The sequence below is a fragment of the Sorangium sp. So ce362 genome, assembly GCF_051519845.1.
GTDB lineage: Bacteria > Myxococcota_A > Polyangia > Polyangiales > Polyangiaceae > Sorangium.
Window position 1 is genome coordinate 197773 of record NZ_CP150332.1, and the last position, 12154, is coordinate 209926.

At 70.7% G+C, this 12154-nt stretch carries 9 protein-coding genes and 1 pseudogene; 3 read left to right on the forward strand and 7 right to left on the reverse strand.

The annotated features are described in order from the left end of the window. Nucleotides 1–66: 66 nt before the first annotated feature. Complete coding sequence (locus WMF17_RS00795) at nt 67–840, forward strand: DUF6748 domain-containing protein (protein WP_437600055.1); 774 nt, start codon at nt 67–69, stop codon at nt 838–840. A 292-nt stretch (nt 841–1132) separates the two neighbouring features. On the opposite strand, the gene WMF17_RS00800 is transcribed toward WMF17_RS00795, so the two are convergent. Together WMF17_RS00800 and WMF17_RS00805 are read right to left on the reverse strand one after the other, a co-directional pair. Next, a complete protein-coding gene (locus WMF17_RS00800; RefSeq protein WP_437647443.1) occupies nt 1133–2137 on the reverse strand; it encodes a hypothetical protein in 1005 nt (334 codons plus the stop codon). A 112-nt stretch (nt 2138–2249) separates the two neighbouring features. Then, nucleotides 2250–2891, reverse strand: a complete 642-nt coding sequence (locus WMF17_RS00805; RefSeq protein ID WP_437647445.1) for a lamin tail domain-containing protein — start codon at nt 2889–2891, stop codon at nt 2250–2252. A gap of 251 nt (nt 2892–3142) precedes the next feature. On the opposite strand from WMF17_RS00805, the gene WMF17_RS00810 reads away from it, so the two are divergent. After that, nucleotides 3143–4342: a hypothetical protein gene (locus tag WMF17_RS00810; protein ID WP_437600059.1), complete on the forward strand. Its 1200-nt coding sequence runs from the start codon at nt 3143–3145 to the stop codon at nt 4340–4342. Between the two features lie 36 nt (nt 4343–4378). Here WMF17_RS00810 and WMF17_RS00815 read toward each other — a convergent pair whose 3' ends face one another. The 4 genes from WMF17_RS00815 to WMF17_RS00830 form a co-directional block, all read right to left on the reverse strand. Then, complete coding sequence (locus WMF17_RS00815) at nt 4379–4693, reverse strand: rhodanese-like domain-containing protein (RefSeq protein ID WP_437600060.1); 315 nt, start codon at nt 4691–4693, stop codon at nt 4379–4381. A 185-nt stretch (nt 4694–4878) separates the two neighbouring features. Next, on the reverse strand, nt 4879–6807 hold the full coding sequence (locus WMF17_RS00820) for a family 2A encapsulin nanocompartment cargo protein cysteine desulfurase (RefSeq protein WP_437647446.1): 1929 nt from the start codon (nt 6805–6807) through the stop codon (nt 4879–4881). Then, nucleotides 6794–7702 (reverse strand): family 2A encapsulin nanocompartment shell protein, encoded by a 909-nt coding sequence (locus WMF17_RS00825; RefSeq protein WP_437647448.1) that lies wholly within the window; start codon nt 7700–7702, stop codon nt 6794–6796. The genes WMF17_RS00820 and WMF17_RS00825 overlap by 14 nt, the downstream gene beginning before the upstream one ends. Before the next feature lie 604 nt (nt 7703–8306). Continuing rightward, the gene (locus WMF17_RS00830) at nt 8307–9413 is read right to left on the reverse strand and encodes a CAP domain-containing protein (RefSeq protein WP_437647450.1); all 1107 of its coding nucleotides are present in this window, start codon (nt 9411–9413) and stop codon (nt 8307–8309) included. 230 nt (nt 9414–9643) lie between these two features. On the opposite strand from WMF17_RS00830, the pseudogene WMF17_RS00835 reads away from it, so the two are divergent. Continuing rightward, nucleotides 9644–10522 (forward strand): annotated as a pseudogene (locus WMF17_RS00835) (PA4780 family RIO1-like protein kinase); the annotation flags it as partial. Between the two features lie 806 nt (nt 10523–11328). On the opposite strand, the gene WMF17_RS00840 reads toward WMF17_RS00835, so the two are convergent. After that, nucleotides 11329–12108, reverse strand: coding sequence for a hypothetical protein (locus tag WMF17_RS00840; RefSeq protein ID WP_437647452.1), 780 nt, complete (start codon nt 12106–12108; stop codon nt 11329–11331). Nucleotides 12109–12154 lie beyond the last annotated feature (46 nt).

The window sequence follows — 12154 nt, forward strand, 5'->3', positions numbered from 1 at the left end:
GAGAGCGCGCGCGCTCGCGAGGCGCCCGTGCCAACGTCACCCTGTGTCTGCTCGTGGAGAACACCGATGCTCAATTTCACCCATCACCGCGTCTCGCTGCTCACCCTCGTCGGACTCTTGACCCTGCCAGCGTTGGCCTGCGACGTCTCGGGCGGGGACGTCGTCGTGCGGGACGAACCTCAGGCCGAGCTCGCCGTCGAGGACGCCCCCGGCGCGCTGACCAAGGCCAAGGTCGCCGTGGCCGACTATTACATCGTGACGCACCCTGACTACCGCAGGTGCGTTTCACCGCTCTGCGGCGGCCATTTCGTCGCCCGCGTCAACACGAGCGTGACCCCTTGCGCCGATGGGACATGGCAGGAGGAATGCCATATGTTCGAGCTCGATCTGTCGAGGCTCGGGCTCGACCCATCGACCGAGGACAAGGCCAAAGAGGCGTTCGCCGCGGGGACGGCGCTGGTCCGCGGCGCGCTGAAGCAGGTCGACCTCGGCGACCTCAGGGGGTGGCCGGCCGACGTGCTCATCGCCAGCGAGATCTGGCTCGGGGCGACCGGCAACACGCCCGAGGGCCATTTCTCTCGCGTCGATGAGACCGGGATCGTCTGCATAACCCACCCGTGCCCCTCCCTCTCCGAGCTGAGCCTGAACACAAACCTCAGCGCTTCGCTCGACAGCATCGATCTGTCCGCGTCCGGGGCCACGCCGGCGCAGGTCGACACCGGCATGCGCGCGCTCTACGAGAGCGGTCTCTTGATCGCCGGCGGGCACGCGGTGGTCACCGGTCCGGCCGGCTCGATGAACCGCCTCGACGCGGCGGAGTTCTACCTGCGCCTGCAGTGAGGCCGGCGCGGAGGGCTGTGACCGCCGCGGCGTGACAATCCTCACCTTCATGAGCGCCTCCTCGGGATCATGCGCCTCATCGGACCGGACCCGCGATGACGACGTGGATCCACGGGTGGACGGAGATCCGATGAGACGCGCTCAGAACAACGGGAGGCGGCCCGTGTCGATTCCAGAAGCGGGAGGAGCTACCGTGGAGGGACGGTGGTGGGCGCGTGCGAGAGCCGAGGAAGCGAGCGCACCCGGGGGCCGCGAGCAACGACCGGCGCGGCCTCGGGACCTCGGGCGCCGCTCAGGGCGCCTGGCAGGACACGCGGTGGACCGGCTCCTCTTTCCCTTCGCCGATCGTCACGTAGTCCCATCCGCCGGGCACCCACGCGATCGCCTCGGCCTGCTCCTCGTCGGGTGACGGCAGCACGCAGGGCGAGCCGGCCAGGGCCTGCGCCACGGTCTGATCCGGTGTCATCGGGTAATAGAGCACGTGCGAGGAAGTCCGCAGCAGCACGCCCGTGCCGTCCGGGCGCACGTCGCCGCCCGTGAAGCGCGCGCTCCCGGCGGGCGGCTCGATGGAGCCGGCTCCGACGAGCGTCGCCGGCGCGCCCGGGGCGGGCAGCGCCGGCAGCTCGTAGATGCGAGAGATGCCCTTGTTGACCTTCGTCACGAGGGTGAGCGCCCCGGTGGTGGGGTGAATGAGCAGCGTCTCCGCGTCGTGCCTCCCGTCGGGGTACGAGAGCACGAACGCCTCGGCGGTCGAGGGGCGCGGCGCTCCTCCGAGCGTGTCCGGCTCCTGCACGCTGTACACGGCATAGCTGTCGCGCTCGCCGTCGTTGTCGCCGATGTCCGCGAGGAACAGGCAGCTGCCCCCGCCCGTACGGCAGGGACCGCGCGCGATGTCCTCCCAGTCGATGGCGGCCGCGCCGGCCACCTTCACCTCGGCCCGCAGCGCGCCGTCGAGCCCGATCGCGAAGAACCGGGGGTCGTCGCCGCGGTCGTTGTGCACATAGAGCGCGTCCGGGTGCAGCCCGCCGGCGACCACGCCGGAGCACTCGTCGATGTCGCCCCGCGGAAGCGCGCCGACCTGCGCCGCCCCGGCGCAACGAGGGCAGCCCGAGACCCGCACCTCCGGCGGCTCCGGGGCCCCGCAACCCGACAGGAGCAGCGAGAGCGCGAGCGCTGGCGGCGCCGAGCGCCGCGCCAGGGCCCCTGGCGCAGGCCCGCCACGCGGACGGGACGCCCGGAGGGGACGCGGCTGCAGCAACGGGGCGCGGAGGATCTCGATCGCAGGCGTCGGTGACATCAGGTCTCCTGTTCGGTGAGGTGCTCGCATGCTTCGCTGCTGCTCGACGCGGCGGGATCGGTGTGTCGACGACCGGCGGGCGCCGGGGGGGCGCCGTGGCCCCCCCGAGGCGCTAGGGCGCCGCGTTCGCCGCCCCGGGGGTGGGCGCCGTGACGGTGCCCTCGCCGGTCAGATCGGGGAGCCTGCCCCACGTCTGCCCATCCGCTGCCGCCTCGATCGGGTACTCCAGCTGGGTGAGCACCTGGTCGTTCGGCGAGATGAGGGAGACGGTCTCGCCCCTGGAGGCGCTCACCTTCCAGGTCACATAGAAGCAGCTGCTCGGGCCGCCTACCGGCAGGCACGTGGTGTGGGGCCCAAAGCCGTCCTCGACGGCCTGATCGCCGAGGACGAGCAGGTACTCCCCCGGGGCGAGCTGCGTGCCCTCGGGGAACGTGAGCGCGTCGGACGTGTTGCACTGCCCGGTCTCGTTGGCGTCGCAGAGGCCGAACCCGCCGAGGTCGGCCGATCCCGGGCCCGGGTTGCCAAGCTCGATCCAGTCGCCGTCCTTGGCCGAGATCTCGTTCACCACGACGGTCGTCGTCGCGGCCCCGCCGCCCGTTCCCCCTTGCCCGTTGCCGCCGGTGCCGCTCGATCCCTGGGACGCGCTGGTCGCGCCCGTGCCCGGCGCGCCGGTGTCCTCCGGCTCGTCGCCCGAGCCGCAGCCTCCCGCGCAGAGCGCTGCGACACAGAGCAAGGTGAATCGAAGTTGTGCCATCACGATGTTCTCCTCGGCGCACAGCACACGGCGGTCCCGGCGCCATGTCAATGGGGCGGCGCGCGCGGGCTCCCCGGCCGCGGGGCCGCCCCCTGCTCGTTCCGTAACCCGGATCGCGTCGGGGCCATCCCCCATCGGCTCGCGGGGCATCGCCGCGGAGCTTGGGGTACCATGCCTTCAGCCGTGTCGCGGCGAGAGCGGCCCGAGAGCGGTCGACGCCGCTGCCCGCATACTTTCGGGGTGAGGAGGACATGATGCGACGACCGCTGGAGCTGATCTTGTGCCTGTCGATGGGGACCGTGCTCGGGGCCTGCGGGGACGACGCGAGCGGGGGGGAGGGGACGACCGACGCGGGCGGCACCGGCGCGACGAGCGCGTCGGGCGCGGGCGGCGCGGGCGCAGGCTCGGGCGGCGCGGGCGCAGGCTCGGGCGGCGCGGGCGCGGGATCTCCCGCGCATGCGGGGGGCGGCCCGCCGGCGGGCAACCCCGACGGGCGCTGCGCTGTGCCGGCCGAGGCGCGGGCCGCCGACACCTCGTCCCCGACGACGGTGATCGGCGACGGGACGCCGGCGAGCTGCACCTCGGAGGCCGTCGTCCGCGCCGTCGCGGCCGGCGGCATCATCACCTTCGACTGCGGCCCCGACCCGATCACGATCACGCTCGAGGAGACCGCGAAGATCTTCAACGATACCGGCCCCGAGATCGTGATCGACGGCGGCGGGCTCGTGACCCTGAGCGGCGGCGGGCAGCGGCGCATCCTCTACATGAACACCTGCGACGAGGCGCAGGTCTGGACGACACCGAGCTGCGACAACCAGGATCACCCGCGCCTGACGATCCAGAACCTCACCTTCATCGAGGGCGACTCGACAGGCGATGACGACGAGGGCGGCGGCGCCGTCTTCGCGCAGGGCGGGCGCCTGAAGGTCGTCAATTCACGCTTCTTCAACAACGCCTGCGACGCGGCCGGCCCCGACGTCGGCGGCGCGGGGATCCGCGCCTTCATGCAATACAAGGGTCTGCCGCTCTACGTGGTGAACAGCACCTTCGGCGGCGCCGAGGGCCACGGGAACGCGTGCGCGAACGGCGGCGGCATCAGCAGCATCGGCGTCTCGTGGACGGTCGTGAACAGCCTGTTCTCCCACAACCGCGCGCTCGGCAACGGCGGCAACCCCGCCGAGGCGGGGACGCCGGGCGGCGGCAGCGGCGGGGCCATCTACAACGACGGCAATACCATGACGCTCACGCTCTGCGGGACCCGGATCGAGCGGAACGAGGTGAACGCCCACGGGAGCGCGATCTTCTTCGTGAGCAACGACCACACGGGGAACATCGTCATCGATCGGTCGGTGATCACCGAGAACGCCGGCGGCTCCTGGTACCCGACCTACCCGCAGATCTCGAACCACGACGACACGCCGATCGCGGTGACGGACTCGGTCATCGAGTGAGCCCCGCCGGGCTCGACGGACGCGCTGCCCAGCAGCTCAGCTGTGCTCGAGCGGAAGCCCCGCCTTCACCCAGCCGCTCGTGCCACCGTCCAGGTTGTAGAGCTGGTTGAACCCGAGCCGCTCCGCAAGCTTCGCCGCCGTCAGGCTGCGAGCGCCCTTCGCGCACACGAAGACCACCCGATCGCGCGGCAGCGCACGCTGCGGATCCGCCCTCAGCTGATCGAGGGGCACAAGCCGCGCGTGCGGCACGTGCCCGACCGACCACTCGCGCGGCTCACGCACATCCACAACGTCCACCTCTCCGCTCTGGATCAGAACGTCCGCGTCCCTGGGAGAAATCGTCTGGATCATTCGTCCACTATAACGGACATGTGCCCGGCTGGCAACCCGGGGGACACAAGTTCGCCGCCACGACGAAATCCTCCGAAATCCCTTGTTTTTAGCTTGTTTTGAAGATCCCGGCGCGGGGGCCTGCGGCGAGGGCAGATCGGCAGGGAGGGCGTGGCCTCCGTCTCAGCGGACAACCGCCGGTCAGGTCAACGCGAGCGCCCGACCTGGATTCGACGCAATGCGTCAACCAGCGCATCGATGTCCTCGCAGGTGTTGTAGGGGGCGAGGGACGCGCGCACGGTGCTCTCCAGGCCGAAGCGACGCAGGATGGGCTGCGCGCAGTGGTGGCCCGAGCGCACCGCGATGCCCTCGCGATCGAGCGCCCCGCCCACGTCCTCGGTGCGCTGCCCGTCGAGGACGAAGGAGAGCACGCCCGCCTTGTCGGGCGCGGTGCCGATGAGCCGCAGCCCGGGGACGGTCATGAGGCGGTGGGTCGCGTAGTGGAGCAGCTCGTGCTCGTAGCGGCTGACGTTGTCGATCCCGATCCGCGTCACGTAGTCGAGCGCGGCGCCGAGGCCGACCGCGTCCGCGATGTTGCCGGTGCCGGCCTCGAAGCGGGCCGGCGGCGGCTGGTAGACCGTCCGCTCGAAGGTGACGTCCGCGATCATGTTGCCGCCGCCCTGCCAGGGCGGCATCGCGTCGAGCACCTCGCCCTTGCCGAAGACGACGCCGATGCCCGTGGGGCCGAACACCTTGTGGCCGGAGAACACGTAGAAGTCGCAGTCGAGGAGCTGCACGTCCGCGCGCATGTGCGACACCGCCTGAGCGCCGTCCACGACCACGCGCGCGCCGTGCCGGTGCGCCATGGCCACCATCTCGCGGGCGGGCGTGATGGTGCCGAGCGCGTTCGACACCTGCGTGAGCGAGACGATGCGCGTCCGCGGGCCGAGCAGCTTCTCGTACTCCTCGAGGATCACCTGCCCCCGGTCGTCCACGGGCGCGACACGGAGCCTGGCGCCCTTCTCGGAGCAGAGCTGCTGCCACGGTACGATGTTGGCGTGGTGCTCGAGCCACGTGATGACGATCTCGTCGCCCGGGCCCACGTTCCTCCTGCCCCAGCTCTGGGCGATGAGGTTGATTCCCTCCGTGGTGCCGCGCACGAACACGATCTCGCGCGTGGACGGGGCGTTGAGGAAGCGGCGCACCGCCTCGCGCGCCGCCTCGTACGCGTCCGTCGCGCGGGCCGCGAGCGTGTGCGCGGCGCGGTGGATGTTGGAGTTCTCGTGCTCGTAGAAGTACGAGAGACGATCGATGACGGCCCGGGGCTTCTGGGTCGTCGCCGCGTTGTCGAGCCAGATGAGCGGCTTGTTGTGGACCCGCTCCTCGAGGAGGGGAAAGTCCCGGCGGATCGCGTGGGCGTCGAAGATCCCGGCGGAGGCGCCCAGGCCGCGGACCAGCTCTGGATCGACCGCGCGGATCTCGTGGGCCTCGATCCGGGGAGCGCCGACGGGCGACTCGATGCCCAGCGCCGGCGCGCCGGGCACGAAGTAGGGGTCGGCGCCACGCGCCGCGAGATCGCCCAGCACCGGGATGCGGAGCACCTCGTCGACGGCTCCCAGGCTCAGCGGCTCGGAGCCCACGAGCGGGACGCGCACGAACCCCGCGTGAACCGCCGAATCCGGCAGCGCCGCCTCGCCGGGGTAGGCGGGGGTCGAGCCGGAATGAGCGGGGGCCGAGCCGGGAACCGCGGGGGCCGAGCTGGAATACGCGGGGGTCGAGCCGGGGACCACGGGGGCCGTCGCCGCGGAGGGCTCCGTGGCAGACAACGGCGCCGCTCCAGGCGCCAGCGCGGGCGGGGCGGGCGACAGCGACGGCGCGGCGCCGGGCAGCGGCGCCGCGGGCAACGCCGACGCCCCCTGCTTGATCGGCGCGCCGAGCATCTCGTTCGCGAGCTGCGCGATCATCGCGGCCATCGCGTCGGCGTCAAAGCCGGGGACGCCGGGCGCCGGCACGTGCGCGGCGCCCGGCGCGGAGAGAGGCGCGGCGAACGGCGCGCCCCCAGAGCTCCCCACGGTCCGGGTCACCTGCGGCAGAGCGCCCTGGAGATCCGTCGTGTGGAGCTCACTTATACTCATAATAGCTGTCCACCTCGACGCCCTCGAGCACGCCGAGCGCATCCTCGGTCAGAACGGCCGCCGAGCAGTAGAGGGATGCGAGGTACGAGGCCGCCCCGGACTGATTGATGCCCATGAAGCGAATGGACAGGCTGGGGCTCACCTCGCCGGGGATCCCCGGCTGGAACAGGCCCACGACGCCGCGCTTCTTCTCGCCGGTGCGGACCAGCAGGATATCGGTCTTGTTGCCCGCGAGGTGCAGCTTGTCGGTGGGGATGAGCGGGAGGCCGCGCCACGTGAGGAACGGCGAGCCGAACAGGGTCACCGTGGGCGGCGGAACGCCGCGCTTCGTGCATTCGCGACCGAACGCCGCGATGGCCCGCGGGTGCGCCAGGAAAAAGGCCGGCTCCTTCCACACCCGCGCGATGAGCTCGTCGAGATCGTCCGGCGTGGGGCCGGCGCCGCGCGGCTTGACCCTCATGCTGCCATGCACGCTGTTGAGCAGGCCGTAGTTGCCGTTGTTGAGGAGCTCGTCCTCCTGCTTCTCCTTGAGCTTCTCGACGAGGACCGTGAGCTGCTCCTTCACCTGATCCATGGGGCTGCGGAACAGGTCGGAGATCCGGGTGTGCACCTGGATCGTCGTGGTCACCGTGTTCAGCACGTACTCGCGCGGCTGCTCCTCATAGTGGATGTGCGCCACGGGCAGATCGGCAGCGTCATCCGGGCTGCAATCGACCGCGAAATCGTTCTCGGCGACCCGGTTGAGCCGGTACACGCCCGCTTCGACCGGCGTCCAGGGAAGCAGGTGTACGAGCCAGCGCGGGGTGGCTCCGGCCCACTGCGGCGGCGTCTTGCTCGTGTTGGCGTGTTGGCGTGCGGCACGCTCGCCAAGCAGGTGGCCTTCATGGTTGCTCATGGCAGGGCTTTTTCTCGAGCTTTGGCACGTGGGGGGAATGTCTACGCCAAAGCTGATTCCATGACTACACATTCCCCACGGGGCACCGCAATGGCGCCGGTGATCTCCGGGACACTTTCCTCCTGTAAAACAGAGGTGACTTCCACGATAGTGGACTGTTGTGACCCGGAGGTAACCCGGAGGTTTCCTCCATGATGCACGACGATAAAGCGCGACCGCGCGCGCCGGGAGGGGGGGACGTCAGCGGATATCGGCGGACGTCAGAGCCCACCGACCTTGCGGCGTCCCTGGGACGTAACTGGGACGTAAAAGGAGAGGCGCCAGGCGAGGGAGCGCCGACCCCGAGCCACGAGGCGCCGTCGACCGGGGCGGAAGGAGACAAATGGCTCGGCGGTGACCGTCCGTTATGTTGGGCGTTATATCCGCTGGTGTTTCAGGTGCCGCATTCGCTGCCCGCTCGACGTCCCCCGAGCTCGGGGCCGCGGGGGCGCGCCGTCGCACCCCAGAGGCTCCATGTCGAACGTCCCACGCGGCTGGTTCGAAGACAGCGAGGGCAAGACGATCGTGGTCATCCTCCCCGATTCGGGCGAGCTTCTGCCCCGCATCACTCGCACGGGATGATCTCGACCTCGTAGTCGATGGGCTCGCTCACGCCGGTCACATGGATGGCGTAGGTGTGACCGGCCTGGGCACTCCAGCCCTGCGGGTTGAAGCGGAGCGCGAAGGCGCTGCCGAAGTTCGGGTCGAGCTGCGTCACCTGGACCGGGAGGTTCTCCCCGGCGTCGGTCACCGTCACCTGCGCGTCGCGGAGGTCGATCCGCGAGCTCTGGATTGTCCAGCCCGTCTCGTCGAGCGGCGCGTAGGAGGCGTGGAGGGCCCCCGAGGGGAAGGGGCCCGGCGCGGGCCATGCGATGAACGGCTTATCGCCGGAGCCCGACCCGCCGAGGACCACGATGCAGGAGTAATCGCTCGTGGAGCCGAGCCCGATCGGGCCGAGCTCCTCGGAGAGGAGCCAGCGGCGGTGGCCGATCGTTGTCTCGTTGCCGGGATCGGCCATGTAGAGGTCGATGCTCTCGACGCCGGGAGTCGGCGAGATGACGCTGGTCGCGGCCCCCTCGGCGCCGAGCTCGGTGTAACAGGTCCAGCTCCGCGGCGGGCTGTGCGACAGCATGCCGTTCGCGTGCATCATCAGCGCGCACGCCTGCGCCTTCTCGTCGCGGAGCGGCTCGGTGGTGACGGGGGGCAGCCCGGCGATGAAGCGGTAGAGGTTCAGGAGCTTGACCGCGTTCACCCGCCCCGCGGCCGGGACCTCGCCGCCCACGCACGAGCTCACGTCGCCGTTCCAGGCGCCTTCCTTGACGTCGCTCCGGTCGGCGTTCCAGCGAGCGCACACCTGCTCACCCGTCGAGCCGCCGCCACCGCCCGCGCCCGCGCCCGCGCCCGCCCCGCCCGCGCCCGCGCCCGCATCGCTTGCGCCCGCCCCGCCCGCACCCGCATCGCTTGCGCCCGCGCCCGCGTTGCCCGAGCTCGAGCTCGCGTCCGTCCCTCGGCCGCCAGCGCCCCTCTCGCCAGCGCCCTCGCCCCCCGTGCCGTCCTGTGGACCCGCGTCTCCCGTCGCCGTCGGGGCTCCCGCGTTGCCAGTGCACGCGGCGGAGAGGGCGAGCAGGAGAAGCGCCGTGCTCGGCGCAACAAGCTCTGTGCGATATCCCATGGTGTAAGGCTCCGGGCCGCTCGACGTGAGCGGGCAGCCATTCAGCCTACATGGGCGCGCGACGGGCGTAAACGCACGGCTCCTCGCGCGCGAGCGCGGCGCCCCGCCTCCTGGCGCCGCCGCGGGGCCGCGGGGCCGCGGAAGCGGGGGAGGACCAATCCAGTTGCGGCGCCCCACGTGGTGCGACTAAAAAGACGGCGAGCGATCCCCGGCGGAGAAGCAAGAACGACATGCGAATTCCCAGCAGCCTCACGTCTCTGGCCGACCAGGGGCTCATCGAGGAGGTCGTGCGCCCGCTGATGAGCGGCAAGGAGGCGGAGGTCTTCCTGGTGCGCGCCGGCGGCGAGCTTCGGGTGGCCAAGGTCTACAAAGAGGCGCAGAACCGGACCTTCAAGAACCGGGCGGAGTACACCGAGGGGCGCAAGGTGCGCAACAGCCGCGATCAGCGCGCGATCAACAAGCGCTCGCGCCATGGTCGTGCGCAGGATGAAGCCGCGTGGAGATCGACCGAGGTGGACATGATCTTCCGCCTGCGCGACGCGGGAGTGCGCGTCCCGATCCCCCACCATTTCATCGACGGTGTGCTGATCATGGAGCTCATCACCGACGCCTACGGCAACCCGGCCCCGCGGCTCGCCGAGGTGAGCCTGAGCCCCGACGAGGCGGTGAGGGTCTTCGACCGATTGCTGGCAGAAGCGGTCCGGATGCTGAGCGCCGGGGTCGTGCACGGCGATCTGTCCGACTTCAACGTGCTGATGGGGGCGGACGGGCCGGTCGTCATCGATTTTCCGCAGGCAGTGGACGCTTCCAGCAATCAGAACGCGCGAAAGCTGCTGCTGCGCGACGTCGACAACCTCCAGCGCTTCCTCTCCCGGTTCGCTCCCAACCGGCAGCCTCGCCCCTACGCGCAGGAGCTGTGGGAGCTCTACTCGTGCAGCCAGCTCACGCCCGAGACACGGCTGAGCGGTCGCTTCCGGGCGTCTTCGAGGCGGGCCGATACCGAGGCGGTCCTGGAGCTCATCAGCGATGCCAACCACGACGAGCGCCGCCGCCGTGAGGCGCAGGGGCTGAACATGCGGGGCGTATCGCCCCCGCCTCGCAAGGTCGAGGTGGTGATTCTACCGAGCGGCCCGCGAGACCGGGCGCGCCGGAACGCTCAGGAAGCACAGGCGGGCGGCGGGGAGAACGCGCGCCCAGGACACGCGGGAGGCGGGGCGAACACGCGCCCGGGACAGGCGGGCGGCGGGGCGAACGCGCGCCCGGGACAGGCGGGCGGCGGGGCGAACGCGCGCCCGGGACAGGCGGGCGGCGGGGCGAACACGCGCCCGGGACAGGCGGGCGGCGGGGCGAACACGCGCCCGGGACAGGCGGGCGGCGGGACGAACACGCGCCCGGGACAGGCGGGCGGCGGGGCGAACACGCGCCCGGGACAGGCGGGCGGCGGGACGAACACGCGCCCGGGACAGGCGGGCGGCGGGACGAACACGCGCCCGGGACAGGCTCGCCGCGCGGGCGGATAAACGTAGAGCTTTCGCTCGTGTCAAGCCTCGCGGGGACGGCGCCTGGTGAGCCGTTCTTGGCTCACCGGACACCCGCTTGCCCCGTCGCAGGGCTGGCGCGGCGTGCTCCGAGCGCAGCTGTGGCTCGACGACCGCGGCGAGCGCTCGCCATGACGGGGGTGGGTCGTGTGCCCAGCTACTCGGCGGTGAACCCGAACGCCATCGGTTCCCACGTCGGGTGAAGTGATTGATGTCGCCGACGAGCTACCTCTCGTCCTCCGCGAGCGTGAAGTCGATGACGGGAACAACTTCCGCAGACTCCGGCCACGAGGTGACGAGCTGAATAGCTGCCTGGAAAACAGGGCTCACTCAGGGGGCATGGTCCCGAGCATGGATCTGACCGAGCTCACCGACGCTCAGCACTCGCACTCGTCCTCTCCTTCGTAGGACTTGGCGATGAACGTGATGTCGTACGGATAGCTCGCCTCGGGCGGCCCATAAATGCGGAGGAGCAGATCGTCCGCCGAATCCAGCCCCTCGCCGTCGAGCCACACCCGTCCATGGTCGCTCTGCTCAGATCCGATGAGATTCATCGTGGCAGCGCTATAGACCTCCACGAACAGCGTGTTCTCCGGACGGGATGGGGGAGTGTACTGCTCACAGCTCGCGCCGCAGAGCTCTGCCCCGGCGGCCAGGACGCGAAGCTTCCAGTAGACCTCTTCGAACCCGAGAGACGTGTCGAGCAGGTACCAGTCTTCGTCTCCCTGGCAGAGGACAAAATCGATCCTCGAGAACCACGCGTCGGGAGATCCGCTGCCCCCTGCTGTATAGGCGAGCGGCGCCGCGGAGAGGGCTCCGTCATTCCCCTCGTAGGCGTCATCTGCGCAAGCCGCCGCTCCGCCGCTCCCGGTCTCGGCGCTGCTTCCACCGGCTCCACCACTGTCGCTGCTGCCGTCGCTGCCGCCGCCGCCGCTGGTGCTGCTGCTGCTGCCACCGTCTCCGCCGCTGGTGCTGCTGGTGCTGCTGCTGCCACCGTCTCCGCCGCTGGTGCTGCTGGTGCTGGTGCTGCTGGTGCTGCTGGTGCTGGTGCCGCCGCCGCTGCTAGCGCCTCCAGTGCCGGGGCCCACGTCGTCGTCCGGCTCACGCGAGCAAGACGTCGTTCCCAGCAACAAGGTGTAGAGCGCTGCCAGACCCATGAGACGAATCGAGCTACGGATGGACGACATAAAGATTCCTTTGGGC

Coding starts and splice junctions, on each gene's coding strand:
- WMF17_RS00795 (WP_437600055.1), top strand. CDS start 67: ATGCTCAATTTCACCCATCACCGCGTCTCGCTGCTCACCCTCGTCGGA.
- WMF17_RS00800 (WP_437647443.1), bottom strand. CDS start 2,137: ATGTCACCGACGCCTGCGATCGAGATCCTCCGCGCCCCGTTGCTGCAG.
- WMF17_RS00805 (WP_437647445.1), bottom strand. CDS start 2,891: ATGGCACAACTTCGATTCACCTTGCTCTGTGTCGCAGCGCTCTGCGCG.
- WMF17_RS00810 (WP_437600059.1), top strand. CDS start 3,143: ATGATGCGACGACCGCTGGAGCTGATCTTGTGCCTGTCGATGGGGACC.
- WMF17_RS00815 (WP_437600060.1), bottom strand. CDS start 4,693: ATGATCCAGACGATTTCTCCCAGGGACGCGGACGTTCTGATCCAGAGC.
- WMF17_RS00820 (WP_437647446.1), bottom strand. CDS start 6,807: ATGAGTATAAGTGAGCTCCACACGACGGATCTCCAGGGCGCTCTGCCG.
- WMF17_RS00825 (WP_437647448.1), bottom strand. CDS start 7,702: ATGAGCAACCATGAAGGCCACCTGCTTGGCGAGCGTGCCGCACGCCAA.
- WMF17_RS00830 (WP_437647450.1), bottom strand. CDS start 9,413: ATGGGATATCGCACAGAGCTTGTTGCGCCGAGCACGGCGCTTCTCCTG.
- WMF17_RS00840 (WP_437647452.1), bottom strand. CDS start 12,108: ATGGGTCTGGCAGCGCTCTACACCTTGTTGCTGGGAACGACGTCTTGC.